The following is a 24709-nucleotide window of genomic DNA, read 5'->3' as shown; positions in this document are numbered from 1 at the left end:
AGTGCTTTGAATTATCAAACTATTGAAGAGTTTAACAATCAAAACAAAATTTATCAAAATGTAGCTTAACTTATACTGGAATTTTTATTTGCATATCCACATTGGCAGATTCAAAAGATGTTAATAGTTATGATTTAAGATTTTATGCTCAAATCATTGATCTATTTTTCATAATAGCAGTATTTCTAATAGTGAAATTTTATGATATAGAACATTATGTGTTTTTTTCTATTATTATATCTATACTGATTTTCTTTTTCTCAATTATCTTGTGGAAACAGTCAATTGGGCAAAAATTTATGCATTTAAAAGTTTATTATTGGAATGGAAAAGTAGCTTTGGATTATAGATTTCTATTTTTAAGATATATTTTTAAGTATATATTCTTTCCATTAAGCTTTATTACTTTTTTAACAAGTAAGATGCTTATACATGATATAATTTTAAAGACTTATGAAGCACCAAAATAGAAAAATTATTGAATAAGTTTAATTTAGCCACTCTTCATTTAGAGTGGTTTTCATTAAAAATATGAATATTAATCTTCCATTTGCAATAGGTGCAGACTATGAAATTTGGGAATATCAGTTGGAAATTAAAGAAGTTAAATTAAAAAATTATGATAGTTACATTTACTTTGGAAATATAGATTTCTACAGTACACAGACAGATAATATTGAACTAATTTTTAATTATGATATTCTAGAATTAGTTATACTGACTTATGAAAAATTGAAAAAAGAAGATTTAGAAACCTTCAAAGATTTAATTATTTCAAAGTTAGGAGAAAGTAAGCCACTAACATATAAAAGTTCTACAATAGAAATTTATACATTAGATGGAGAGTTGGAATTATGGTTTATACATAATCCTTCAGAATATACATTAGAAATAAGATATGGAAATAGTAAGATTTTAAAAGAATTATATCTCTAGAATATTACTTTAATATGATACTTACCTGACTAAAAAGGCATAGTTTTAGGCATACTACAGAAATAAACATATATAAAATAAAGATTATCAACAATTTGTGAAAATATGGAGAGCCCAGCAAGAGGAGCAGAATCCGTCTCACAACTGAGGCGGATTTTTTTTGGTTATTATTGAGGGTTTTTGTATATTTATATCTGATAATCAGACAGTTGTTTATGAATTTTAAGCATTACAATCAAAATCAGTTGGTTTTGTTTCCTTATAGTTTTGAGGATTTGATTCCCGAAAATCATCCTGTTCGGATCGTTAATGATATTTTGGAGAAGGTAAACATTGACCCGCTCCTGAAAGCTTACAGCAAAGAAGGAAATCCCAGTTATCATCCCGTGATGATGCTCAAGGTGATGGTTTTTGCGTATATGAACAATATTTATTCATCGCGGAAAATCGAAAAAGCGCTTCGTGAAAACATCAACTTCATGTGGCTCTCCAACATGAGCATCGTGGATCACAATACCGTGAACCGTTTTCGTACCCATAAACTTGAAGCCGCCTTCAAAAATATTTTCTCACAGGTGGTTTTGCTTTTGGCAGAAGAAGGTTTGGTGAGCCTGAAACAGGTGTTTGTAGACGGAACCAAAATTGAAGCACAGGCGGGTCGCTACACTTTTGTCTGGGCAAATGCCATCAAAACCAACAAAGAAAAAATGCTTCGTCAGCTGGAAGAGCTCTGGAAATACGCTCAAAGTGTGGCAAAGGAAGAAGATAAAGACCCTGAACCGCCGGAGTTCAAAGAGATCAGCAAAGAAAAAATCCGGCAAACGGCAGAAAATATCAATGCCAAATTAAAAGGCAGCGGGGGTAAAACCGATTCCGACAAAAAAGCCAAAGCCAAACTGAATTACATTAAAAAAAATTTTGAGAAAAACCTCGATAAATACGAAGCTCAGGAAGCTATTTTAGCAGAGCGGAATTCCTACAGCAAGACCGATGAAGATGCTACTTTCATGAGAATGAAGGACGATCACATGATGAATGGACAGCTCAAACCGGCTTATAATGCACAGATTTCCACAGAGAATCAAATCATCGTCAATTATACCATCCATCAGCAAACCAATGATATCAATACTTTGGAGCGTCATTTGGAAAATTTTGAGAAATTGTTTGGTAAAAAAAGAATGGAAGAGTTGGAAGAACTCACTGCTGATGCGGGGTACGGAAGCGAGCAGAACTACGAATTATTGGAACAGAACAATATTACACCATTTGTAAAATACAATACTTTCGACAAAGAGCAGAATGCCCGTTATCAGGCGAAACACAAGATTTTCAGCAAAGAAAATCTGCATTACAACGGGGAAGACGATTTTTACGTTTGTCCGATGGGACAAAAGATGGAAAAAACGCACGAAAGCACGCGCAAAACCAAGACCGGTTATCCTCAAAAGCTCTCCCATTATCAGGCTAAAAACTGCGATGGATGCCCAATTAGAGGCGTTTGCCACAGTTCCAAAGAAAACCGAAGCATCGAACGGAACCATCATTTGGAAGATTACAAAGAGAAAATACGAAAACTTTTAAACAGTGAAAAAGGCATTAAAAAAAGAAAACAACGCTCGGTTGAAGTAGAACCTGTGTTTGCACATCTCAAACATTGCAATAATTTTAAGCGGTTTACCCTCAAAGGTCTGAAAAAAGTAGAATTGGAGTTCGGTTTACACGCTTTAGCACACAATCTAAGAAAGAAAGTTGCCTAAAGAGGACAACTTTTTCTATTTTCCAAAATAATATACATTTTACTGAAATAAAAAATCCGCCTCAAATTTTGTTGTGAGACGGATTCTTTTTTATTAGGTTGTAGCTTGAATATTTTATATTTTTAAGGATCAAAACAATCTCAGTTGTTGTGTCTTGTTTCCTGTAAAATGTTCGGTTGTGAGGATTGCTCTTTCTCTGTTATTAAAAAATTTCTTCTTCCCAATTTCAAATGTTTTATGAATCATTTCTGCGATGTTTCCTTCGCCTTGATAACGTTGGACAAATCGTTTTTCACCGAGATTTCCGCCTCGCATTGAGCGGATGAGATTCAGGACTTTATCCTTTCTGTCTGGGAAATGTGCTTCCAACCATTGAACAAAAACAGGTTCAACAGTGTCATTCAGTCTGACTAAAGTGTAACCGCAACTTCTTGCACCGGCTTCGGAAACGGATTTCATAATGGATAAACTTTCGTCACTTGTCAAAGCCGGAATGACAGGTGCAATCATCACATTCACAGGAATATTTTTCTCAGATAAAACTTCAATGGCTTTCAATTTGTTTTTTGCGGTGGAAGTTCTTGGTTCCATTACTCTTCTCAAATCTTCATTAAGCGTCGGAATGCTCATCGAAACCGAAATCAAATTTTTCTCCACCATTTTTTCAAGAATATCCAAATCTCTCAAAACCAAAGCATTTTTTGTAATAATGGAAACCGGATGTCTGTAATCCAAACAAACCTGAAGCAATTTTCTTGTGATTTCGAATTGTCTTTCAATGGGTTGATAACAGTCTGTATTTCCAGAAAGCATAATTGGTTTTGGAATGTAAGATTTCTTTTGAAATGTTTTTTCCAGAAGTTCTGGCGCATTTTTCTTGACCATTAATTTTCTTTCAAAATCAACTCCGGCGCTGTAACCCCAAAACTCGTGAGTTGGTCGCGCAAAACAATAAGAACAGCCGTGTTCGCAACCTTGATATGGATTCATAGAATAATCCATTGAAAGATCCGGACTTTTCAAAACATTGATAATCGTCTTTGGAAAAACTTCTGTAACCTGCGTTTTGATTTTATCCAATTCATAGTCTTCCGGTTCGAAAGTATATCTGTCGAATCGGTTGATGACATTACGTTGTGCACCTTGACCTTTTGGAATTAAATCTGACATTAGAATCTAATTTTCTCGCAGATTTAATTGATTTTAGCAGATTTACAATGAGAAATAATTTGCGCAATCTGGAAAATCAGCGAGAGAATGAGTTCAAAATTATCACTTGGAAAATGAAAAATATCTTAAAATTCTTGAAAGTTTTCCACAAAAAAATCCGGCACATAAAGAACCGGAAATTTGTATAATTAAAATAGTGTGTGTTTAAAGGAATGCGTCCAACTCTACACCATCATTTGGAGAAGCATAACATTTCTTTGGCGATCCAAATAGCAAATGATGGTCAGAATAATCACTTTTATAAATTCTGTTTTTTAAATATTTCCTTACTGCAATTGCGCTCAGGACCGCGGCTGTACCAAATAATCCTGCAAATATTATTTCGATATTTCTGTTCATACCAATATTAATTTCAGTTCTCAAAAGCAAATAGTGTTCCTTTTTATTTTATCCGAAATAACAATTTTTGCAATTCAGTTGGTTTTTTCTACAGTTCGGTCACTATTTATTGCTTAACTTCTGTTATTGAAATAATTTTGAACCAACAAATTAAAATATGAATAAGAAACCATTAATAACACTCACGTGGATTACACTAGGCTCATCCATTTTTTTCTTTACTTTTTTCTCTGATGAAAAAACTTTGGAAAGCTTTGGTTATAACTTGCTTATTTCAGGAATGTATGCTTTTGGATTAGGCTTAAGTAATGGTTTTTTAAATGATTTCCTCAACAAAAAATTTTCATGGACGGAACAGACCAGAGTTAGAACCATTTTAGGAATTGTACTAACCGTTATTGTCAATTTTATAGTTGTTTATGCTTGTAATTATATCAACTATGTCATCATCCAAAAAGTGGCTACACCAGAAGTATTTTTTTCCGGGAAGTACAATTTTGTCAACTGGTTTATGATAAATTTCGCCTTGATGATTTCTGCTTTTCTACACGCCAAAGGTTTTATGGAGGAATTGAAAAAGAACACTAAACAAGAAGTTGTAGAACAGAAGTTAATCGCAAAATCTGCCAACGCACAATTCGAATCTTTGAAGAATCAATTGGATCCGCATTTTTTGTTTAATTCTCTGAATGTTTTAACAGCTTTGATAGATGAAAATCCGGAACAGGCTCAGAAATTCACGACATCGATGTCAAAGATTTACCGTTACGTTTTGGAACAGAAAGATAAGGAGATGGTAAAAGTGGAGGATGAGATAGAATTTGCTAAAATCTATTGCAACCTTTTAAAAACCAGATTTGAAGACAGCGTTGATTTCACTTTTGATATTAATCCAGATGATTTGCAAAAGTTAGTTGTTCCGCTTTCGTTACAATTATTGTTGGAAAATTGTATCAAACATAATTTCGCAACCTCATCAAAACCATTGAATATCAGAATCTTCACAGAAGGAAAATTTCTCTCCATCGAAAATAATCTTCAAGTAAGAGAACAACTTAAAGAAAGTGCAGGGATTGGTTTGGCTAACATCGTTCAACGTTACGCACTTCTTACAAAAGACAATGTTTTTATAGAAAAAACAGAACAGACATTCAAAGTAAAAATACCAATATTAATAGAAAAAAAATCTCAGACAATGACAACTTACACTACACAAGAAACAGAAAGTATTGCTTACGAAAAAGCAGTAAAAAGAGTAAAAGAAATCAAAGGATTCTACGGAAATCTTATCTCATATTGCATTATCATTCCGTTTTTGGTAATCGTTAACCTTATGACTTCTCCAAGACAACTTTGGTTTTATTGGCCAATGCTAGGCTGGGGAATCGGACTGTTAGCTCACGGGATGAACGTCTTCGCAATCGGGAAAAACTGGGAAGAAAAGAAAATCCAAGAGATAATGAACAAGGATCAATTCAAAAAATAATCACAATGGAAAATATTAACAAAGAAAATCCACGTTACGAAATGGCGGTGGAAAGAGTGGAAAAAATCAAAAACTTCTATTCTGGATTGCTTGTTTTTGCAATCGTATTCGGAGTAATTTACGGTGTCAAATTCTTCAAACACGGTTTTCCTCAAAATCTTGGCGATACGAAGGTTTCTTGGATTTTCATCATTTGGGGATTGATTTTAGCAATCAAAGGTGTCAAATTATTTTTCTTCAATTCCGACTGGGAAAGTGATATGATTAACAAAGAAATAAAAAAACAAAACAATGGAAATTATTAATAAACAAGACGATATCAAATATCTTGAAGCTAAGAAAAGAGTAAAAAAACTCAAAGGTTTTTATTCACATTTAACGATTTATATTCTTGTCAATCTGTTTATTGTATTTATCAATATTCAGGATTTGAAACCTGGCGAAAGTTATTTTCAATATAAGAATTTCATCACTTTGATTTTTTGGGGAATTGGTCTGGTAGCTCACGGAATGAGTGTTTTTGTTCCGCAATTTGTTTTGGGAAGAAACTGGGAAGAGAGAAAAATTAAAGAATTGATGAATAAAAATAAATAAACTCTTATGGAAAATCGAATGCCCGAAGGAAATTCAGATGAAAAAATCCGTTATCTGAATGCGCAAAAAAGAGTAAAGGAAATTAGAGGTTTTTATGCTCATTTAATTTCTTTTGTCGCTGTAAATATTGTAATTATAATTTTCAATATACTTTATCACGAGCTAGGTTATATGAAGATAAAAATAAATCAATTTTACAGTCTTATAATTTGGGGAATTATTGTTTTGATTCACGCTGGATTTGTTTTCTTAGGAAATGATTGGGAAAAACGGAAAATTCGCAAATTAATGGACAAAGAAAAATAATAAATTACCTAATTTCGATTCATAAAAAAGTAAACTATAAAAATGATAAGAACGATAATCATCGAAGACGAAAAACCAGCAGTCAGAAGGCTTGAAAAATTATTAGGCTTATTTTCTGATTTAGAATTAGTTGCGAGTCTTAATTCCGTAGAAGAAGCAGTCGATTGGCTTCAGAACAATGAACATCCACAACTGATTTTTTCTGATATTGTTTTAGGTGACGGATTATCGTTTGATATATTTGATAAAGTCTCAACCAAAGCTTTTATCATTTATACGACGGCTTTTGACCAATATACTTTGAAGGCTTTCAAACTCAACAGTATCGATTATCTTCTGAAACCAATTGAAGAAGAAGACTTAGCAAAAGCCATTGAAAAATTCAAATCGTTTTTACCAGAAGAAGGTTTGGTTAATTCGCAGGAAATCAGACAAATCGTTCGGAAAGAGAAATCGACACTTTCTAGAATTTTAGTCAAAATCGGGTATAATTTGAAAGTAGTCTCTATTAATGAAATTAGTTGTTTCTACAGCGAAAATAAAATCGTTTATCTCCAAACCAAAGAGCGAAATTTCCCAACAGATTTCACATTAGACGAATTGGAAAATGTGCTGGATGAAACCAAATTTTTCCGTGTAAATAGACAATTCATCATCAGTTCAGATTACATCAAAAACATCCATACTTCCCCCAATTATAAAGTTGATTTGGAATTTCAACCCAATGAAGAAATTTCGGTCAGCAGAGAAAGAGTGAAGGATTTTAAAGATTGGCTGGCTGGAAATTAAAACAAAACTCCCAAAATAATTCAGGAGCTTGTGAAAAATATAATTGATTGTGTTTATCTTCTTGAACCATTCATTGCAAAATCTCTGTCTTTTTTCCAGTCTTTGTGCTGGTAAGCCATATAACTCTCATATTGTTGTTTGTTCAGGATTTTTCTGATTCTGGCGTCATATTCTCTTTCGCTCAATCTTTCTCTTGACAACATATCGATTTTCTTTTGCTGAGCCGGATTCAATCTGATTCCTGCAAAATCTTTTTGATATTGATGAGTTTCAACTTTTACGTTTCTCATTCCATTGTCTCTTTTCTGTGCACTAGCAGTGAATGCGATAACTAAACTTACTGCTAAAACTAACTTTTTCATAATTTCTAAAATTTTAATGTTAATATTCATTAGCGTTCTTGCTTAGTAATATCCAATATTGATGCCTGAAAGTGCCATTAATAGAGAGTTATAGATGAATTGAAACTTTTCACCGACGAAGAAATCGAATGTATAGACAAAACCGGCTTTACGAAAATTTCATAAAGCCGGTTTTAAAATTTTATTCTGATTATTTCTAAGAAATCACACCACTTCCAATCAATTCATCATCGATATACCAAGCAGCAAATTGTCCTTCAGCAATCGCAGATTGTGGGTTTTCAAATTCCATAAAAAAACCTTCTTCGAATTGATAAATTGTTGCTTTTTCCAAAGTTTGGCGATAACGGATTCTTGCCATAACTTCCATAGATTCTCCGTTTTTCAACTTCAAATCCTCACGAACCCAATGAACTTCAGAATTATCGATTTTCAAAGCTTTTCTGAAAAGACCAGGGAAATTTCTTCCTTCACCAACAAAAATAATATTGTTTTCCATTTCTCTGGAGATGATAAAACAACTCTCTTTGTGTCCGCCGATTCCTAAACCTTTGCTTTGCCCAATGGTAAAAAACTGCGCACCCTGATGCTTGCCAATCACTTTTCCATCTTCTTTTTTATAATTGATTTTTGCCGAAAGATATTCCAATTCTTCTTGTTTTGAATTGAAGCTGGGTTGAGGTTTATGATATTCAGCAAAATCATTAAAGATTTCTACAATTTCGCCTTCTTTCGGAACCAACTGTTGCTGAAGAAAAGTCGGTAAACTCACTTTGCCAATGAAACAAAGTCCTTGAGAATCTTTTTTATCAGCAGTTACCAAACCTTGTTTTTTCGCAATTTCACGAACTTCAGGTTTTGTTAATTCTCCAATTGGAAATAACGCTTTTGATAATTGGTCTTGGCTTAATTGACAAAGGAAATAACTTTGGTCTTTGTTATTATCTTTCCCTGCCAAAAGATGAAAAATTTCTTTCCCATTTTCATCCGTTGTAGAATGAACTCGTGCATAATGTCCTGTCGCCACTTTCTCTGCACCAAGCGATAAAGCGGTTTTCATAAACACATCGAATTTCACTTCTCTGTTACAAAGTACATCAGGATTTGGCGTTCTTCCTTTCTGATATTCATCGAACATATAATCTACAATTCTTTCTTTGTAGAGTTCACTCATATCAATCACCTGAAACGGAATTCCTAATTTTTGTGCGACAAGAAGCGCATCATTACTGTCTTCTATCCAAGGACACTCGTCCTCCAAAGTTACCGACGCATCATTCCAATTGCGCATAAAAAGTCCGATAACTTCGTGACCTTGTTGTTGTAAAAGATAAGCGGTCACGCTAGAATCTACGCCTCCTGAAAGGCCTACTACTATTTTCATTATTTTTCAATTTTACGAAACTCTTGACGGGAGTTCTTAGTTTGAGGTTGCAAAAATACAACTAAAAACTTTCGAAAAAAAACCATAATTTTAAACATCGATAAAAACAATATTATCGGAAAAATAATTATTGATAAAAATTTGGGCAGCTTAATCCGCCTTCCGCTCCCAATCTTTTTTGCAGACGATTTCAGTTTAAATAAAACTTGATGAATACGCAAAAAAGGATTTCCGCTCAAGTCGGGCTGCAGATTTTGACTTTTGAATAAGATGTAACTATAAAAACACCTTTATTATGAAAAAATTATTTATTCTTTCCTTAGTTTTAATAAGCTTTTTAGGCTTTTCACAAATCGTTATGAGTTCCGGAACTCAGACTAATCGCTGGACTTTTGGTGGTGGATTAGGTTTGGCATTCGGAAGTAACTCTTATTTTAATTTTCAAGTTTCACCGAGAGTTGGTTACAAAATTACAGAGCAATTAGAAGGGGGAATCATCGGAAATGTATCTTGGCAAAAAGATGATTATTACAGTTCTACAATGTTTGGCGTTGGTCCTTTTATGAATTATTATTTTGCTCGCTCGTTTTTTGTTGGAGCTAATCTTCAACAGTATTTCATTAATACTAAAGAAAAATTTACAGGCTACAAATTTGATACGGATGAAACTGCGCTTTATCTGGGAGGAGGTTATATGCAGAGTATTGGAAACAATGCATATATGCAACTAGGAGTTATGTATAATGTTTTGTGGAAAAAGAACGAAAGTATTTTCAGTAATGGATTTATCCCAACTGTAGGATTTGTGGTAGGGCTATAAAAAAAGAACCCTCTTTTAGTATCACCATTTGTGTTTAGAAATATTAAGAGGGCTCTTGTTTGAGACTGCAAAGTTAAAGTGAATTTTTGTAATAAAAATTTACATTTGTTAATTGTTACTTAGAAATTCTTTTTTTTATTCTACTGAGTGACACTGGAGTAATCCCGAGTAATGATGCAATATATTTTGAAGGGACTTTCTGCAGGGCTTTTGCGTTTTCTTCTAGGTGTTTCTGATACCTTTCTTCTGGTTTGAGAAGTACAAAATCCTCGATGTTGTTTAAAAGAATTCCAATCATCATTAGAAACATATTTCCACGCAAATTATTAAGTGAAATACTTTTCTGAGCACCTTTGTGTATAGCATCATAAGTCAATTCAAAGACTTCTGTTTCTCCAACAGTTTGATAAAAAAATCTTGATGCACGACTAAAAATAATACCGCCATAATTACCAACAAAGCTTTTTTTATTGTGAAAAAGCATTGTTTTTTCTGTGCCATTGTCCAAAAGATGATAAACACGGATAATACCACTTTTAATAAAATAAACCTTGGTATTGTTGTCACCAGGAGAAATAAGACTCTCGCCCGATTTGTACTTTTTGAAGGTTATTGATGGTAATAATAATTCTAAATCCTCTGGAGTAAGTCCTGGGATGTTTCTTAATAAGTAATCTTTTAATTCTGTTGTCATAGTTATATAAAATGACCACCTAAATTTTTAGGTGGTCAATATTTAGTTTTATTCTTTAACGCTTTCTTTAGGGCTTTTCTCTTTTTGAGATTCGCCTTCTAGTCCGTCTTTGGCTTCATTGACTTTCAATACAACTTTTTGACCTTCGCTGAATTGTTTGTTAACCAGCATTTCGGCTAACAAGTCTTCGATATATTTCTGAATTGCTCGTTTCAGAGGTCTTGCTCCAAAGTCTTTGTCCCAGCCTTTTTCAGCAATGAAGTCTTTGGCTTCATCTGTCAATTCTACACCGTAACCCAATTTTTCTAATCTGCTGTAAAGTTTTCCAAGTTCTAGGTCAATGATTCTTCTGATATCTGTCTGCTCAAGAGAGTTGAAGATAATAATATCATCGATTCTATTAAGGAATTCTGGGGCAAAAGCTTTCTTCAAAGCACTTTCGATGGTTGATCTTGCTCTTGCATCTGTATTGGTTTTCTTAGCAGAAGTTCCAAATCCTACACCGTCTCCGAAATCTTTCAAATCTCTGGTTCCGATATTCGAAGTTAGAATAATGATTGTATTTCTGAAATCAATTTTTCTTCCAAGAGAATCTGTTACGAAACCTTCGTCCAAAATCTGCAATAAGATATTGAAAACATCTGGATGAGCTTTCTCGATTTCGTCCAAAAGAACTACTGCATAAGGTTTTCTTCTAACAGCTTCGGTCAATTGTCCGCCTTCTTCGTAACCAACATATCCTGGAGGCGCACCAACTAATCTTGATACAGCAAATTTCTCCATATATTCACTCATATCTATTCTGATTAACGCTTCATCAGAATCAAATAATTCGCGAGCCATTACTTTCGCCAATTCGGTTTTACCAACACCTGTAGTTCCAAGGAAAATGAATGTTCCAATTGGTCGGTTTGGATCTTTAAGACCCGCTCTGTTTCTTTGGATAGCTTTCACTACTTTTTTAACAGCGTCTTGCTGACCAATAACTTTACCGTTCAGTTTTTCATCCATCTGAGCCAATTTATCAAGCTCATTTTTACCAACTTTGGTTACAGGAACACCGCTCATCATAGAAACAACTTCTGCTACATTTTCTTCTGTAACATCTTCTTTTTTCTCTTTGACGTCTTTGTCCCATTGTTCTTGAGCAAGATTCAATTCGATTTGAAGTCTTTCTTCCTCGTCCTTCAATTTTCTTGCTTCCAGATAATCCTGAGCTTTTACTGCCTGTTGTTTCAAGTCCTTAACTTCTTCTATACGAGCCTCGTGGTCGATGATTTCTGTAGGGACCTTCATATTCTTGATATAAACTCTAGAACCAGCTTCGTCCATTGCATCAATTGCTTTGTCTGGAAGGAATCTATCCGTAATATATCTTGCAGTCAAGTTTACACAAGCATTAATCGCTTCATCAGAATAATGAACATTGTGATGATCTTCGTATTTATCTTTGATCTGGTGAAGAATTTGAATCGTTTCCTCGATAGAAGTTGGTTCAACCATTACCTTCTGGAATCTTCTTTCCAAAGCTCCATCTTTCTCTATGTATTGGCGATATTCGTCCAAAGTAGTAGCTCCGATGCATTGAATCTCTCCTCTTGCCAAAGCCGGTTTGAACATATTGGAAGCGTCCAAACTTCCTGTTGAACTTCCTGCGCCGACAATTGTATGTAACTCATCAATGAAAAGAATGACATCTCTATTTTTTTCCAATTCCGTCATTATCGCTTTCATTCTTTCTTCGAATTGTCCACGATATTTGGTTCCTGCAACAAGGCTTGCAAGATCTAGTGTGATAACACGTTTGCCAAAAAGAACTCTTGATACTTTTTTCTGCTGAATTCTCAAAGCCAAACCTTCTGCAATTGCAGATTTACCAACTCCAGGCTCACCAATCAAAAGGGGATTGTTCTTTTTTCTTCTTGATAAAATCTGAGAAACACGTTCGATTTCTTTCTCACGCCCAATAACAGGATCCAATTTTCCGTCTCTTGCAAGAGCTGTCAAATCACGACCAAAATTATCTAGCGTAGGTGTTTTACTTTTCTGAGCACCAAGATTACCCGTTGGCTTCTTCATTTGGCTGTAAGGTTCTTCTTTTTCATCCTCATCATCGTAAGCACTATTTTGCGGCAATTGATCTGTGTTTTTCAACATCGTTCTATATGCCTTTTGAACTGCGTCATAATCTATGTCGTAAGCTTGAAGAATACTTGAACTAGGATCTTCTTGTTTATACAATATCCCTAATAAAAGATGGACAGTATTGATATCGGCAGATTGATACTGGCGACATTCCAATTCTGATCTTTTAACAGCTTGGTCTGCCATTTTTGTAAAAGAAATGCTTCCCATATTTGCGGTAAATGGATTAGAATTCACAGCACTTAGGGTTTCTATTTTTCTTTTTATCTGAGTAAGGTCCGCGCTTAAGTTTTCGAGGATTTCCTTTGCAGAATTTTCAGTTTTGATGATTCCTAGAAGGAAATGTTCTGTATTCAGAAATTCACTCTGCAAACGCCTTGCTTCATTTTTGCTTTGCTTGAACACGCGGTTCAAACCGTCTGAAAATTTATAATCCATAATTAAAAATTATACACTAAGTTATGTTTTTTATGATAAATCCTACAATTATTTATTGTAAAATTTAAATATTTGTTTGCAAATAGATTGCCATTAGAAAAAAATGGACTTTATGACCTGATTTTTTTTAAAAAATTGTTTAGGTTTGTAATTCTTAAAAAAACCATTAATGGAAAATTGGTCAGAATATGTGGGTTATTTAGCTTCTGCCTTTGTGGTTGCTAGTTTTCTGCTGAAAGATATTAAAACGATCAGAACTGTTAATTTATTGGGTTGCATCTGTTTTGTTATTTATGGAGTCTACAGTGGAATGCTTTGGCCAATCATTATTCCTAATGGGATTCTTGCTTTGATCCAAGTCTATAACATCTTTAAAAAGGATTAAAAATGAAAGTTATCGTAAGTGTTTTCAATAATTTATATACCGACCAGCGAGTGGAAAAGGTATGTAAAACACTTTATGATAATGGCTACGAACCTATTCTTATTGGCTGTAATTGGCTTGGAGCGCCGGAAATGGAGCGTCCTTACCGATTTTTCAGGATTGAATTGAAATCGAAAATACTGCGTTTTGCATATATCGAATATCAGAGGAAACTTTATAAAGAGCTCTTAAAACATACTGACAATAAGACCATTTTGTTAGCCAATGATTTAGAAACTTTAATGCCAAATTATCTCATTTCCAAAAAACTCAATATTCCAATCATCTTTGACAGCCACGAGATTTTTACAGAAATGCCGACAATCCAAGGACGTTGGGTGAAACACGTTTGGAAAAAAATAGAAAAGACATTTGTTCCAAAAATCAAACGAATGATTACCGCAAGTAACTCATACGCTAATTGGTTTGTGAAAGAATATGAAATCAATAAACCGGTTGTAATCAACAATCTTCCTAGAAAGATTGAGTTTACAGGAACTAAGGAAAATTCAAAAAAAATAATTCTTTATCAAGGTTGGCTCAATTATTCCCGAGGAATTGATAAAGCGATTCTTGCGATGCAATCGATTGAAAATGCAGAGCTTTGGATTGCTGGAGGAGGTCCTTTGGAAGCTGAATTTCGGGAAGTTGCAAAAACCGCTAATGTTTTGGATAAAGTCAAATTCCTTGGAAAACTTTGTCCTGCTGACCTTCGTGAGATTACACCAAAAGCTGATGTTGGATTGAGCATCGAAGAAAATAATGGCTTAAGTTATTACTATTCTTTGCCCAACAAAATCTCCGATTACATCCAGTCGAGAGTTCCTGTTGTGGTTTCCAATTTTCCAGAAATGACGAACATTGTCAATTCTTTTGAAGTCGGAGAAATTATTGAAAATCATTCTCCTGAGCATCTTGCGGAGAAAATAAATCTGGTTTTAAATAATGGAAAAGCCTTTTATCTTCATAACTTAAATGTCGCTTCTGATGAACTTTGTTGGGAAAATGAGGAAGATAAAATTCTGAAAATCTTCAGCGATTCTAGAAAAGAATTGGAACACAGTTATTAACTTTTTCTTGTTTTTCATATCTAAAGCTTGTACGATTTTTGATACAATACTACTCTAAAAAATAAATAAAATGAAATCTTTTATATTAATAATAAGCTTTGCCTTGATGACTGCAAGTTGTGGTAGTCAGGTTTATCTGGATCCAGCAACATTAGGCTCCGTTGTGGAGAAAAAGGAATTTGATTTCAACGCAACTAAGGCATTTCCTACGAATTATGATGTCATTAATGTAATGAATTCGATGCCAAATTCTACAGGAACTCGAATTCTGAATCTTGATCCGGGTTATGGATTCAATCTGAAAAAAGATTTATTCAGTGTGGCTTTGCCTTATTTTGGAAGAGCGTTTACGGTTAATCCGGGCGATGCGAATAATGGTGGAATTAGATTCGAATCCAAAGAATTTTCTATAAAACAATCTACGAGCAAAAAAGGAAAAACACTTTTTGTGATTACACCAAGAGACCAGCGAGAAAATTATGTTTTCAATCTGGAGATTCTCAAAAATGGAAGTGCGTTTTTATCAATAAATTCGAATAACAGACAACCAATAAGTTTTGATGGAAACATTTCATCGCCGAAATAATTAATTACCCAATAATTTCTTTACAAAATCACTCGCTTCAGAACTTGGATTAGAAAACAGTTCTGAAGCATTTTTTTTATGTTCTTGGAAAGAATTTTCCAGCAAGTGGTCATTTTTTGCCTTTTCAAGAATGTATTCTTTGACCCAAAATTCGAAGCGTTTTTGCGCTTGATTTTTTCTGGTTTCTAGGAAAGTTCCGTTTTTTATTTTTAACGAAGTATAATCTTCAATTTTATTAAACACTTCATCCAATCCCGTTTTTTCCAAAGCTGAACCAAGAATCACAGGGATTTTCCAATTTTTTTCTTTCGGAGTAATAAATTGTAAGGCTCTTGTCAATTCGGTTTTCGTCATTTTAGCTTTTGAAAGATTCTCAGAATTGACTTTATTAATGAAAATCAAATCCGCCATTTCCATTATTCCACGCTTGATTCCCTGCAATTCGTCGCCAGTTCCGATGACTTTTAGAAAAAGAAAAACGTCCGTAATATCATTGACGAGAGTTTCACTTTGACCAACGCCAACAGTTTCTATTAATATGTAATCATAACCTCCGGCTTCACAAATCAAAAGACTTTCAAAAGTTGTATTCGCAATTCCTCCCAAAAATCCGGAGCTTGGACTTGGACGGATAAACGCATTTGGATCTTTAGCGAGTTCTTCCATTCTGGTTTTATCACCGAGAATACTTCCTTTGTTGATGGATGAACTTGGATCAATTGCTAAAACAGCCACTTTTTTCCCTTGTCCAATTGCTAATTTCCCAAAATTTTCAATAAATGTTGATTTTCCAGCACCAGGAACTCCGGTAATTCCAACTCGAACAGATTTTCCTGTGAATGGTAAGATTTCTTTCAGTAATTGATCTGCGATTTTTCTGTGCTCAGGCTTTTTACTTTCGACAAGAGTAATCGCTTTTCCCAAAATCCTTTTGTCCGAAGATTGGATTCCATCGATATAATCCTGCAAGCTGAGTTGTTTTGTCATTGGGAATTTGGAATAATTACAAATTACGATTGGCTAGTTTTATCTGCAACCAAATTGATTACTTTTGATAAAATCAAATTCAAAAATAATGAAAAAATACATATACAGTTTGTGTCTATTGGGCGTAATTGTCTATTCTTGTAAAACGCAACAAACAACATCTCCAACTTCTGAAACCAATTCTGCAATTGCCAATCTTTCTAATGAAGAGATTCTTAAAAAAGGAGAAGATTTGTACAGCCTACGTTGCGGGAGATGTCACGGCTTACCAACACCTTCTGATTTCACAGTGGAAGATTGGAAACCTATTATGGCAGCAATGGCACCAAAAGCAAAATTAACAGCGGAAGAAACCAACTGGGTTTTAGCTTACGTAAATGCTAATGCGAAGAAATAAGCTTATGAAATAATCGGCATAGATTAAAAAATCCCTCCATCACTCTGATTCTCAAAATAAGAGTCAATCTCCAATTTTCCAGATTTGGCTGCAGCCACGGCTAATTGGTCACAAATTTCATTTTCTGGATGACCAGCGTGACCTTTTATCCAATGGATTTTAGGATTGTGAAGTTGATAGAGTTTATAAAATACTTGCCAAAGGTCGGGATTTTTCACATTTTTCCAACCTCGTTTTATCCAACCGTAAATCCATTTTTGATTAATGGCGTCTGCAACATATTTGCTATCAGTATAGATATGGACATCGTTATCGGAAGTTCTCAGATTTCCAAGAGCTACGATCACAGCCATCAATTCCATTCTGTTATTCGTGGTTTTCCGGAATCCTTTGGAGTAGGTTTTCTGATATTTTTTTTCGGGAACACGCATTAGAATTCCGTAACCGCCAGGTCCGGGGTTTCCACTGCAAGCGCCATCTGTAAAGATTTCGATTCTCAAATTAGAAAAAAATTAATGATTAATTGTTGTTTTGTATTCAAATCAATTATCAACTATTATTTATCAATCATTACATTAGAAAGGCATATCATCATCGTCATCATTCATTGCAGAACCAGACAATTGATTGTTGTTAGGTAATCCAAAGGCTGCGCCGGGGTCAATGGTGATATTTATTTTATCAAATCCAGAAGGCTCGTCTTTTTGTCCAAAGTTGGAAGGCGTATATTCGTAATTCGTTCCAAGGTCGGCGAATTTACCAATGTTTTTGTGGAAAGCTAAACGAACGTCTGCCGTTGCACCATTTCTATGTTTTGCAATAATGATTTCGGCTTGGTTTTCTGTACTCGTTTCCGCGCCTTCTTCGTCATTGTCCCAAAACGCAATTTTATAATATTCTGGTCGAAAGATGAAAGATACAATATCCGCATCCTGCTCAATCGCTCCGGATTCCCTAAGGTCAGAAAGCATCGGTCTTTTGCCTGGTCTTGTTTCCACACTTCTGGAAAGCTGAGACAGGGCGATTACAGGGACATTCAATTCTTTTGCGATGGCTTTTAAGGAACGAGAAATCATAGAAATCTCCTGCTCACGGTTTCCTCCTCCTTTTCCGGAACTAGCGGTCATCAGCTGGAGATAATCTACCATAATCATCTTAACGCCATGTTGCATTACCAATCTTCGGCACTTTGCCCTAAAATCGAATATAGAAAGCGAAGGCGTTTCATCAATATAAAGTGGCGCATTTTCCAAAGCAGAAACGTTGGTGAAGAGTCTTTGCCACTCATCATCTGACATTTGACCTTTTCTCAATTTCTCAGAAGAAATCCCAGTTTCTGAAGAAATCATCCTTGTAATCAACTGTACCGATGCCATCTCCAAAGAGAATAGTGCCATTGGAATATTGTGGTCAACACAAATGTTTCTTGCCATAGAAAGGATGAAAGCCGTTTTACCCATCGCAGGTCTTGCTGCAATGATGATGAGGTCAGAGTTTTGCCAACCTCCGGTTTCTTTGTCAAGGGCAGTAAACCCAGATGGAACTCCGGATAATCCTTCTTTATCTTTTAGCGCTTTGATTTTGTCAATCGCTTCTTTTACTAATGAATTCGCGGTATCGAAACCTTTCTTAATGGTTCCATTCGTGATTTCAAAAAACGATTGTTCAGCTTTGTCCAACAATTCGAAAACGTCGGTTGATTCTTTGTAAGAACTATCGATAACATTGGCTGAAACATTAATCAAAGAACGAAGAATATATTTTTCAAGAATCACACGCACATGGTATTCGATATGCGCAGAAGAACTTACACCCATTGTCAAATCGATGATGTAATGGTCACCGCCGGCAAGATTCAGTTTTTCATTCTTTTTTAAATCCTGAATAACAGTCATCAAATCAATTGGTGAATTGCTTTCATACAGTTTTAGAATTGTAGCAAAAATCGTCTGATGTCTCGGGTCGTAGAAAACTTCGGGTGTCAATAAGTCAATAGAATGATCTAGACCCTTTCTATCGATTAGAAAAGTTCCGATGACGATTTTCTCAAAGTCTAATGCATTGGGTGGCATTTTGCCATCTGAAATAGAGAGTTCCTTTGCAAAATTACCCTGCGTAAGCGATGATAATGTGTCCTTTTGTGCCATTGTACAAAGATATAATTTTTGAAAGTTTTATCAATTTTAGTTATATGCAAACAACTAACATTTTACGTATTCAAATGTTGATAAATTAAAATAATTTGTAACATTTTCTCGAAAAATGGAACTTAATAGATAGAAATATTAGCAAATTCCGAATTTATTAAATTTAACAAAAATATTAGTCCTATGCTGCAACGATTTATCAGATTAGAATTCAAAAGTTTTTTCAGGTCCAGTTCTTTGGCAGCCAATATCATTGTTAAGATTTTCCAACTTTTGGGAGTATTGTACATTTTAGCATTATTTGTTTTTCTGGCATTTGGTGCATTTTATTTCCCAAAAAAAGAATTACATATCAATCCATTGCCTTTCATTAGCAAGTTTCTGATTTATTGGTTGATGGCAGATTTGTTTCTGAGATATTTTTTCCAGCAGATGCCGACTCAGAACATCAAACCTTTTCTCACGATGAACATCAAAAAAAGTACACTGGTCAATTATATGATTAGCAAAACTTTTACGTCGTTTTTCAGCTGGGGTGGACTTTTTGTTTACCTTCCGCTTTTAGGAATTTTACTTTACAATGGCTATTCTGTTGCCGGAAGTTTTTCTTGGATTTTTGCAATTATCATTATCACGTTTTTCAGCAATTTTGTGAACATTCTTCTGAATGGAAAAGATGCAGTTGTGTGGATTGTGGGTGGACTTTTGGTTCTTGCAGGAGGATTAGATTATTATAAAATCATTTCATTATCAAGTGTTTCCGAGATGGTTTTTATGAGTTTCTATAATCATTGGTGGCTCATTGTTGTTCCGATTTTAATGATGATTGTCGGTTTCGTTTTCACGAGAAAATACATCCGAGACAATTTCTATCTAGACAAAGGTCTTGAAATGAAGCAGGAAGTTGGAAAGACAGAAAATATCCAATTCCTGAATAAATACGGCGTTCTTGGAACTTTCATCAACAACGATATCCGAATGATAAAACGTAGCAAAGCAGCAAAATCCATTGCTTTGGGAAGTTTTCTGTTCTTATTTTACGGTTTGCTTTTATTCAGTTCTCCTGCTTACAAAACAGCTTATATGCAATTGTTTATGGGACTTTTCGTAACAGGTGGATTTTTGTTTTTGTTTGGGCAGAGAGTTCCTTCATTTGATAGTTCCTATTACCCGCTGATGATGACGCTTAATGTTCCTTACAAAGAATATCTGAAAGCAAAATGGTGGATGATTGTGAGCGCTGTTGCCGTGAGTATGGTTTTGGCGGTTGGTTACGCGTTTGTGAGTTGGGATTTGTATTTCACGTTTCTAGCGGCTAGACTTTACAATATTGGTGTTAATTCACAAGTCGTTTTGCTGTCTGGAGCCTATAACAAAAATCCAGTTGACCTGAATGCGAGAGGGAAATCGATAGGGAAAAAGAATAATTTCAGTTTCAAAAATATCATATTGATGTTGCCACAAATGGTTTTACCAATGGCCGTTTTCGGAGTTTCAAAATATTTTTTCGGAACAACAGCAGCTGTGACGAGTTTGGGTGTTTTGGGATTGATTGGTTTTTTCCTCAGAGAAAAATTCTTCGATTTCATTGTAAAATTGTATAAAAAAGAAAAATATTCAACCATCAAAGCCTTCAAAGGAAACTAAAAAATCTAAAATCTAATCTCTCACTTCTAATATCTAAAATAAATGATAACAATAAATAACCTCTCCAAAGTTTACGAAACAAAAAAAGTCTTATCCATCGAGAACCTAAAATTTCCAAAAGGTCAAACCATTGGCTTAGTCGGGAATAACGGTGCCGGAAAAACTACCTTATTCAGTTTGATTCTGGATTTGATAGAACCAAGTTCAGGATTTGTTTCCATAGACGAAGAAAAAGTCAACGAATCCGAAAACTGGAAAAACAAAGTCGGTGCATTTATCGACGAGACTTTTCTTATTGGCTATTTGACTCCCGAAGAATATTTCTATTTCTTGGGAGAATTAAGAGGACAAAGCAAAGCGAATGTTGACGAATTCCTGAAAAACTTCACTGACTTCTTCAACGGAGAAATCCTGAATGCGAAAAAATACATCCGCGACCTTTCCAAAGGAAATATGAAGAAAGTCGGAATCATCGGTGCGTTAATTGGAACGCCTGCAATTATCATTCTCGATGAGCCTTTCGCAAACCTTGACCCTTCAACTCAAATCAAACTGAAAAACCTCATCAGAGATTGGTCACAAAACTCAGATTCCACTTTCCTGATTTCCAGTCACGATTTGGCTCACACGACAGAAGTTTGTGAAAGAATTGTGGTTATTAACAAAGGTGAATTGGTAAGAGATATCCAAACTTCGCCGGAAACGCTAAGAGATTTGGAGCAATATTTTGCAGACCAAGTAACTTCGAATTAATTTTTAAACCACATAGACACATAGTTTTATTATATTTTCTATGTGTCTATGTGGTTAGATTTTTTAGCATTTTAATGCGAAAAAACGGCTTTCAGTCCAACAATGGAAGCAATTAATGTGAAAATAAAAAATAATCGCCAGAATGTTGCTGGCTCTTTGAAGATAAAAATCCCGACCAAAACAGTTCCAACAGCGCCAATTCCCGTCCAGACTGCATAAGCTGTTCCCAGTGGAAGTGTTTGTGTTGCTTTGATTAATAGAAGCATACTTGCAAGCAAAGAAATTCCGAATCCTGCGTACCAAAGATAAGATTCTGTTCCCGATGTTTCTTTGGCTTTTCCCAAACAAGATGTAAATCCAACTTCAAAAAGACCTCCAAGAATTAAAAAAATCCAGTTCATTTATTCATTATTTTAATGATGCAAATTTCCGAATCAAATGCTTTGAATCTTTTTACAAATGTTAAAAAATAATCAGATTTCACTTCGGATTCTGCTAAGACTAACTTGAGTAATTCCAAGATAAGAAGCAATATAACCCAATTGAACTCTCTGGATAATCTCTGTTTGTTTTGTCAAAAGTTCTTCATAACGCTGACTCGCAGTTTTGAACTGTCTGGAAATAAATAATTCTTCAGTTTTTACCAATTCTTTCTCGGCTAATTTTCTTCCCCAATTCGCAATATTGATATCGGTTTCAAATAATTGTCGCAAGTCATCGATTTTCAATTGATACAAAATACAATCTTCCAAAAGCTGAATATTTTCATAATTCTGATTATTATCAACATAGCTTTTCATTGGTAAAACGACAGCACCTTCTTTTCCGAACCAAAACGTCAAATCTTGATTTTCTTGTGGAACAAAAGCTCTCACAATTCCTTTTTTGATGAAATAAATTGTTTTTTCTACTTTTCCGGCTTTGATAATAATACTGTCTTTCGGAAACTCAACTTTTGAAATTAGATTCTTTAAAACTGATTTAGATTGTTCTGGAAGAAGAAATATTTGGTCAAGAATTGTATCAATATTCATAAGTGAAATTTAATAAAAATAAAAACTCCGAGAATTACCTCGGAGTTTGTCTATTATATAGTGTCTGAAATCTCAAATCTTATTTCAAGCTTCCCACCATATCTTCTGGTTTTACCCATTCATCAAATTGTTCTGCTGTCAATAATCCAAGATTAACCGCTTCTTCTTTCAAAGTAGTTCCGTTTTTGTGTGCTGTTTTAGCAATTTTTGCTGCATTTTCGTAACCGATGTGCGTGTTAAGCGCGGTCACCAACATTAATGATTTATCAACCAATTCCTTGATTCTCGGTTCGTTTGGCTCAATTCCAACCGCACAATGGTCGTTGAAAGAAATCATCGCATCAGCTAACAATTGTGCAGACTGCAAGAAGTTCGCTGCCATTACAGGTTTGAAAACATTCAGTTCATAATTTCCCTGCGTTCCTGCAAAAGAAATCGTTGTATCATTTCCAAGAACCTGAGCGCAAACCATTGTCAAAGCTTCGTTCTGTGTAGGATTCACTTTTCCAGGCATAATAGAAGAACCAGGCTCGTTTTCTGGAATATGAATTTCGCCAATTCCAGAACGCGGACCAGAAGCTAACAATCTAACATCTTGAGCAATTTTATAGAGAGAAACGGCCAATTGTTTCAATGCACCGTGAGTTTCAACAATTCCGTCGTGTGCTGCCAAAGCTTCGAATTTATTTGGAGCTGTTACAAAAGGAAGACCTGTGAAATCTGCAATATATTTTGCCACCACAACATCATAACCTTTTGGCGTGTTCAATCCTGTTCCAACTGCAGTTCCACCAAGAGCTAACTCTTTCAAATGGTCAAGCGTATTATTAATAGCTTTTTTCGCATAATCCAATTGAGCAACGTAACCAGAGAATTCCTGTCCAAGCGTCAAAGGCGTTGCATCCATAAGGTGCGTTCTTCCGATTTTTACAATATTCTGGAATTTCTTCGCTTTTTCGTCCAAGGTATTTCTCAACTTTTCCAAAGCCGGAAGCGTATCTTTTACAACTTTAGTATAAGCAGCAATGTGCATCGCAGTTGGATAAGTATCGTTGGAAGACTGAGATTTGTTCACGTCATCATTTGGATGAACTTCAGTTTTTTCGCCTAATTGTCCTCCGCTGTTTACGTGAGATTTGTTGGCAACAACTTCGTTCACGTTCATATTAGACTGCGTTCCGGAACCGGTTTGCCAAATTACCAAAGGAAATTGGTCATACAATTCTCCTGCAAGAATCTCGTCGCAGACTTTTCCGATTGCATCTCTTTTTTCGTTGCAAAGCACTCCCAATTCTGCATTAGTAAAAGCTGCTGCTTTTTTCAGGTAAGCAAATGCATCGATAATTTCGCGAGGCATACTTCCTTCCGGACCGATTTTGAAATTATTTCTAGAACGCTCCGTTTGCGCACCCCAAAATTTCTCTGCAGGCACCTGCACTTCGCCCATCGTGTCTTTTTCGATTCTGAAACTCATTGTATAATTTTTAAATTTTATCTAACCACAAAAGTCACAAAAGCTCGTTGAATAAGTAAAGAAATATCTTTCCTTGCTAAGTTTTACGGTTTTGCGACCTTAAAAACAGATTGTTTAATTATAATTCTTTGCGGACTTTGCGTTAAAAAATCCCAGCAAAGCAAACATTTTTAAAACCTTACGAAAATACTAAAAACTAAAAATTCGGCAAAATGAAAAAAATCAATTCAGAAATTTTGTGAGATAGAATAAAAACCTTTATTTTTGCTCAAAATATATAGCATTATGATGTTATCAGCATTCTGGCCGTTTTACCAATTTCTTTGGACTGTTTATTTCTTCACCATGATGATTTGTGGATTTTGGTGTATTTTGATGTTCTTCGGATTCATCGTACCACTTTGGTTAACAGAAGGAGTCGCAGAATATTTTGGGAAAATCAACAAAAATTTTGACCCAGAAAAAATCAGATATAAGAAATTGTATGAGCAGGAAGGTGTGGAAGTACTTTACCAAAGACCTGCAGGAGAAAAACCGGCTTCTCACGGTCACCACCACTAATTTGGCAATTTTCTTTTCGTGAGAGATTGCACTCAAAGCGAAACAATATATAATAAATCCATTCTTTCGGGAGTGGATTTTCTTTTTTTTACCACATAGACATATAGTTTTGTATAGATTTAAGATAAAATAGGAATGTGCTTAGTTCTATTTTATCTTTTTTAAAAGTAAATATTGCATTTTCTATGTGTCTATGTGGTTTTATTAATTTTTAAATTGTTTCTAAGATATTCACAAAGAACACAATTAATGTCAATTTCTAAAGATTAACTTAGTGAACCTCGTATAAAAACTTTGTGCCTGTGTGGTTGAAAAAAATCAAACTATTTTTCTTGATTTTTGCCTC

General features: G+C 34.7%; 27 protein-coding genes. 15 read left to right on the top strand and 12 right to left on the bottom strand.

Going from position 1 to position 24709, the window contains the following annotated elements; all coding sequences use genetic code 11:
* Positions 1 to 531: 531 nt before the first annotated feature.
* Positions 532 to 936, top strand: coding sequence for a hypothetical protein (locus DRF58_RS12520; RefSeq protein WP_116035917.1), 405 nt, complete (start codon positions 532 to 534; stop codon positions 934 to 936).
* 215 nt (positions 937 to 1151) lie between these two features.
* On the top strand, positions 1152 to 2696 hold the full coding sequence (locus tag DRF58_RS12515; RefSeq protein ID WP_116035916.1) for an IS1182 family transposase: 1545 nt from the start codon (positions 1152 to 1154) through the stop codon (positions 2694 to 2696).
* 129 nt (positions 2697 to 2825) lie between these two features.
* On the opposite strand, the gene DRF58_RS12510 is transcribed toward DRF58_RS12515, so the two are convergent.
* Complete coding sequence (locus DRF58_RS12510; RefSeq protein ID WP_116035914.1) at positions 2826 to 3866, bottom strand: PA0069 family radical SAM protein; 1041 nt, start codon at positions 3864 to 3866, stop codon at positions 2826 to 2828.
* 204 nt (positions 3867 to 4070) lie between these two features.
* Entirely contained in the window at positions 4071 to 4265 is a 195-nt protein-coding gene (locus tag DRF58_RS12505) for a hypothetical protein (RefSeq protein WP_116035913.1), read from the bottom strand.
* 157 nt (positions 4266 to 4422) lie between these two features.
* On the opposite strand from DRF58_RS12505, the gene DRF58_RS12500 reads away from it, so the two are divergent.
* The 5 genes from DRF58_RS12500 to DRF58_RS12480 are packed head-to-tail and all read left to right on the top strand — an operon-like array spanning position 4423 to position 7440.
* Positions 4423 to 5751, top strand: a complete 1329-nt coding sequence (locus tag DRF58_RS12500) for a 2TM domain-containing protein (protein ID WP_116035911.1) — start codon at positions 4423 to 4425, stop codon at positions 5749 to 5751.
* A 5-nt stretch (positions 5752 to 5756) separates the two neighbouring features.
* Positions 5757 to 6056 carry a 2TM domain-containing protein gene (locus DRF58_RS12495; protein WP_116035910.1) on the top strand — a complete coding sequence of 100 codons (300 nt, stop codon included), beginning with the start codon at positions 5757 to 5759 and terminating at the stop codon, positions 6054 to 6056.
* Entirely contained in the window at positions 6043 to 6345 is a 303-nt protein-coding gene (locus DRF58_RS12490) for a 2TM domain-containing protein (RefSeq protein WP_116035908.1), read from the top strand. Before DRF58_RS12495 ends, DRF58_RS12490 begins: the two co-directional genes overlap by 14 nt.
* A gap of 6 nt (positions 6346 to 6351) precedes the next feature.
* Entirely contained in the window at positions 6352 to 6651 is a 300-nt protein-coding gene (locus DRF58_RS12485) for a 2TM domain-containing protein (protein WP_116035906.1), read from the top strand.
* A 42-nt stretch (positions 6652 to 6693) separates the two neighbouring features.
* Positions 6694 to 7440 carry a LytR/AlgR family response regulator transcription factor gene (locus tag DRF58_RS12480; protein WP_116035905.1) on the top strand — a complete coding sequence of 249 codons (747 nt, stop codon included), beginning with the start codon at positions 6694 to 6696 and terminating at the stop codon, positions 7438 to 7440.
* A gap of 53 nt (positions 7441 to 7493) precedes the next feature.
* On the opposite strand, the gene DRF58_RS12475 is transcribed toward DRF58_RS12480, so the two are convergent.
* Both DRF58_RS12475 and mnmA read right to left on the bottom strand, forming a co-directional pair.
* A complete protein-coding gene (locus DRF58_RS12475) occupies positions 7494 to 7802 on the bottom strand; it encodes a hypothetical protein (protein WP_123902409.1) in 309 nt (102 codons plus the stop codon).
* A gap of 196 nt (positions 7803 to 7998) precedes the next feature.
* A complete protein-coding gene (gene mnmA, locus DRF58_RS12470) occupies positions 7999 to 9186 on the bottom strand; it encodes a tRNA 2-thiouridine(34) synthase MnmA (RefSeq protein WP_116035901.1) in 1188 nt (395 codons plus the stop codon).
* Positions 9187 to 9481: 295 nt separating this feature from the next.
* Here mnmA and DRF58_RS12460 point away from each other — a divergent pair, with 295 nt between their 5' ends.
* On the top strand, positions 9482 to 10006 hold the full coding sequence (locus DRF58_RS12460; RefSeq protein WP_116035898.1) for a hypothetical protein: 525 nt from the start codon (positions 9482 to 9484) through the stop codon (positions 10004 to 10006).
* Positions 10007 to 10121: 115 nt separating this feature from the next.
* On the opposite strand, the gene DRF58_RS12455 is transcribed toward DRF58_RS12460, so the two are convergent.
* Together DRF58_RS12455 and DRF58_RS12450 are read right to left on the bottom strand one after the other, a co-directional pair.
* Entirely contained in the window at positions 10122 to 10700 is a 579-nt protein-coding gene (locus DRF58_RS12455) for a Crp/Fnr family transcriptional regulator (RefSeq protein WP_116035896.1), read from the bottom strand.
* Positions 10701 to 10748: 48 nt separating this feature from the next.
* Positions 10749 to 13283, bottom strand: a complete 2535-nt coding sequence (locus DRF58_RS12450) for an ATP-dependent Clp protease ATP-binding subunit (RefSeq protein WP_116035895.1) — start codon at positions 13281 to 13283, stop codon at positions 10749 to 10751.
* A 169-nt stretch (positions 13284 to 13452) separates the two neighbouring features.
* On the opposite strand from DRF58_RS12450, the gene DRF58_RS12445 reads away from it, so the two are divergent.
* The 3 genes from DRF58_RS12445 to DRF58_RS12435 all read left to right on the top strand — a co-directional run bounded on the left by DRF58_RS12445 (position 13453) and on the right by DRF58_RS12435 (position 15363).
* Complete coding sequence (locus tag DRF58_RS12445; protein WP_116035893.1) at positions 13453 to 13668, top strand: uroporphyrinogen decarboxylase; 216 nt, start codon at positions 13453 to 13455, stop codon at positions 13666 to 13668.
* Between the two features lie 2 nt (positions 13669 to 13670).
* A complete protein-coding gene (locus DRF58_RS12440) occupies positions 13671 to 14777 on the top strand; it encodes a glycosyltransferase (RefSeq protein ID WP_116035892.1) in 1107 nt (368 codons plus the stop codon).
* 70 nt (positions 14778 to 14847) lie between these two features.
* A complete protein-coding gene (locus tag DRF58_RS12435; protein WP_116035890.1) occupies positions 14848 to 15363 on the top strand; it encodes a DUF4251 domain-containing protein in 516 nt (171 codons plus the stop codon).
* On the opposite strand, the gene meaB is transcribed toward DRF58_RS12435, so the two are convergent.
* Complete coding sequence (gene meaB / locus DRF58_RS12430) at positions 15364 to 16350, bottom strand: methylmalonyl Co-A mutase-associated GTPase MeaB (RefSeq protein WP_116035889.1); 987 nt, start codon at positions 16348 to 16350, stop codon at positions 15364 to 15366.
* A gap of 88 nt (positions 16351 to 16438) precedes the next feature.
* Between meaB and DRF58_RS12425 the strand changes: the two genes are divergently transcribed.
* Positions 16439 to 16747 (top strand): c-type cytochrome, encoded by a 309-nt coding sequence (locus DRF58_RS12425; RefSeq protein WP_116035887.1) that lies wholly within the window; start codon positions 16439 to 16441, stop codon positions 16745 to 16747.
* A 23-nt stretch (positions 16748 to 16770) separates the two neighbouring features.
* Here the strand turns inward: DRF58_RS12425 and rnhA are convergent, their stop codons facing one another.
* Both rnhA and dnaB read right to left on the bottom strand, forming a co-directional pair.
* Positions 16771 to 17247, bottom strand: a complete 477-nt coding sequence (rnhA, locus tag DRF58_RS12420) for a ribonuclease HI (RefSeq protein ID WP_116035886.1) — start codon at positions 17245 to 17247, stop codon at positions 16771 to 16773.
* A gap of 75 nt (positions 17248 to 17322) precedes the next feature.
* Positions 17323 to 18894 carry a replicative DNA helicase gene (gene dnaB / locus DRF58_RS12415; protein WP_116035884.1) on the bottom strand — a complete coding sequence of 524 codons (1572 nt, stop codon included), beginning with the start codon at positions 18892 to 18894 and terminating at the stop codon, positions 17323 to 17325.
* A 183-nt stretch (positions 18895 to 19077) separates the two neighbouring features.
* Here dnaB and DRF58_RS12410 point away from each other — a divergent pair, with 183 nt between their 5' ends.
* Both DRF58_RS12410 and DRF58_RS12405 read left to right on the top strand, forming a co-directional pair.
* Positions 19078 to 20541, top strand: a complete 1464-nt coding sequence (locus DRF58_RS12410) for a DUF5687 family protein (protein ID WP_116035882.1) — start codon at positions 19078 to 19080, stop codon at positions 20539 to 20541.
* Positions 20542 to 20583: 42 nt separating this feature from the next.
* Positions 20584 to 21294, top strand: coding sequence for an ABC transporter ATP-binding protein (locus DRF58_RS12405; RefSeq protein ID WP_116035881.1), 711 nt, complete (start codon positions 20584 to 20586; stop codon positions 21292 to 21294).
* A 71-nt stretch (positions 21295 to 21365) separates the two neighbouring features.
* On the opposite strand, the gene DRF58_RS12400 is transcribed toward DRF58_RS12405, so the two are convergent.
* From DRF58_RS12400 to fumC, 3 genes are all read right to left on the bottom strand, one after another.
* A complete protein-coding gene (locus tag DRF58_RS12400) occupies positions 21366 to 21695 on the bottom strand; it encodes a DMT family transporter (RefSeq protein ID WP_116035879.1) in 330 nt (109 codons plus the stop codon).
* Between the two features lie 72 nt (positions 21696 to 21767).
* Positions 21768 to 22328, bottom strand: coding sequence for a Crp/Fnr family transcriptional regulator (locus DRF58_RS12395; RefSeq protein WP_116035877.1), 561 nt, complete (start codon positions 22326 to 22328; stop codon positions 21768 to 21770).
* Positions 22329 to 22407: 79 nt separating this feature from the next.
* Positions 22408 to 23802: a class II fumarate hydratase gene (gene fumC / locus DRF58_RS12390; RefSeq protein ID WP_116035876.1), complete on the bottom strand. Its 1395-nt coding sequence runs from the start codon at positions 23800 to 23802 to the stop codon at positions 22408 to 22410.
* A gap of 285 nt (positions 23803 to 24087) precedes the next feature.
* On the opposite strand from fumC, the gene DRF58_RS12385 reads away from it, so the two are divergent.
* Entirely contained in the window at positions 24088 to 24363 is a 276-nt protein-coding gene (locus DRF58_RS12385) for a hypothetical protein (protein ID WP_116035874.1), read from the top strand.
* The last annotated feature ends 346 nt before the right edge of the window (positions 24364 to 24709 follow it).

It is taken from the genome of Epilithonimonas hispanica (assembly GCF_003385395.1).
In the GTDB taxonomy this organism is placed as follows: Bacteria; Bacteroidota; Bacteroidia; order Flavobacteriales; family Weeksellaceae; genus Epilithonimonas; species Epilithonimonas hispanica.
Note: the sequence above shows the minus strand (reverse complement) of the source record. Positions and strands in the feature narration are given on the sequence as shown.

What these genes read in the sequence shown, in the direction of transcription:
- DRF58_RS12520 (WP_116035917.1), top strand. Translation starts at nt 532, where the DNA reads ATGAATATTAATCTTCCATTTGCAATAGGTGCAGACTATGAAATTTGG.
- DRF58_RS12515 (WP_116035916.1), top strand. Translation starts at nt 1,152, where the DNA reads ATGAATTTTAAGCATTACAATCAAAATCAGTTGGTTTTGTTTCCTTAT.
- DRF58_RS12510 (WP_116035914.1), bottom strand. Translation starts at nt 3,866, where the DNA reads ATGTCAGATTTAATTCCAAAAGGTCAAGGTGCACAACGTAATGTCATC.
- DRF58_RS12505 (WP_116035913.1), bottom strand. Translation starts at nt 4,265, where the DNA reads ATGAACAGAAATATCGAAATAATATTTGCAGGATTATTTGGTACAGCC.
- DRF58_RS12500 (WP_116035911.1), top strand. Translation starts at nt 4,423, where the DNA reads ATGAATAAGAAACCATTAATAACACTCACGTGGATTACACTAGGCTCA.
- DRF58_RS12495 (WP_116035910.1), top strand. Translation starts at nt 5,757, where the DNA reads ATGGAAAATATTAACAAAGAAAATCCACGTTACGAAATGGCGGTGGAA.
- DRF58_RS12490 (WP_116035908.1), top strand. Translation starts at nt 6,043, where the DNA reads ATGGAAATTATTAATAAACAAGACGATATCAAATATCTTGAAGCTAAG.
- DRF58_RS12485 (WP_116035906.1), top strand. Translation starts at nt 6,352, where the DNA reads ATGGAAAATCGAATGCCCGAAGGAAATTCAGATGAAAAAATCCGTTAT.
- DRF58_RS12480 (WP_116035905.1), top strand. Translation starts at nt 6,694, where the DNA reads ATGATAAGAACGATAATCATCGAAGACGAAAAACCAGCAGTCAGAAGG.
- DRF58_RS12475 (WP_123902409.1), bottom strand. Translation starts at nt 7,802, where the DNA reads ATGAAAAAGTTAGTTTTAGCAGTAAGTTTAGTTATCGCATTCACTGCT.
- mnmA (WP_116035901.1), bottom strand. Translation starts at nt 9,186, where the DNA reads ATGAAAATAGTAGTAGGCCTTTCAGGAGGCGTAGATTCTAGCGTGACC.
- DRF58_RS12460 (WP_116035898.1), top strand. Translation starts at nt 9,482, where the DNA reads ATGAAAAAATTATTTATTCTTTCCTTAGTTTTAATAAGCTTTTTAGGC.
- DRF58_RS12455 (WP_116035896.1), bottom strand. Translation starts at nt 10,700, where the DNA reads ATGACAACAGAATTAAAAGATTACTTATTAAGAAACATCCCAGGACTT.
- DRF58_RS12450 (WP_116035895.1), bottom strand. Translation starts at nt 13,283, where the DNA reads ATGGATTATAAATTTTCAGACGGTTTGAACCGCGTGTTCAAGCAAAGC.
- DRF58_RS12445 (WP_116035893.1), top strand. Translation starts at nt 13,453, where the DNA reads ATGGAAAATTGGTCAGAATATGTGGGTTATTTAGCTTCTGCCTTTGTG.
- DRF58_RS12440 (WP_116035892.1), top strand. Translation starts at nt 13,671, where the DNA reads ATGAAAGTTATCGTAAGTGTTTTCAATAATTTATATACCGACCAGCGA.
- DRF58_RS12435 (WP_116035890.1), top strand. Translation starts at nt 14,848, where the DNA reads ATGAAATCTTTTATATTAATAATAAGCTTTGCCTTGATGACTGCAAGT.
- meaB (WP_116035889.1), bottom strand. Translation starts at nt 16,350, where the DNA reads ATGACAAAACAACTCAGCTTGCAGGATTATATCGATGGAATCCAATCT.
- DRF58_RS12425 (WP_116035887.1), top strand. Translation starts at nt 16,439, where the DNA reads ATGAAAAAATACATATACAGTTTGTGTCTATTGGGCGTAATTGTCTAT.
- dnaB (WP_116035884.1), bottom strand. Translation starts at nt 18,894, where the DNA reads ATGGCACAAAAGGACACATTATCATCGCTTACGCAGGGTAATTTTGCA.
- DRF58_RS12410 (WP_116035882.1), top strand. Translation starts at nt 19,078, where the DNA reads ATGCTGCAACGATTTATCAGATTAGAATTCAAAAGTTTTTTCAGGTCC.
- DRF58_RS12405 (WP_116035881.1), top strand. Translation starts at nt 20,584, where the DNA reads ATGATAACAATAAATAACCTCTCCAAAGTTTACGAAACAAAAAAAGTC.
- DRF58_RS12400 (WP_116035879.1), bottom strand. Translation starts at nt 21,695, where the DNA reads ATGAACTGGATTTTTTTAATTCTTGGAGGTCTTTTTGAAGTTGGATTT.
- DRF58_RS12395 (WP_116035877.1), bottom strand. Translation starts at nt 22,328, where the DNA reads ATGAATATTGATACAATTCTTGACCAAATATTTCTTCTTCCAGAACAA.
- fumC (WP_116035876.1), bottom strand. Translation starts at nt 23,802, where the DNA reads ATGAGTTTCAGAATCGAAAAAGACACGATGGGCGAAGTGCAGGTGCCT.
- DRF58_RS12385 (WP_116035874.1), top strand. Translation starts at nt 24,088, where the DNA reads ATGATGTTATCAGCATTCTGGCCGTTTTACCAATTTCTTTGGACTGTT.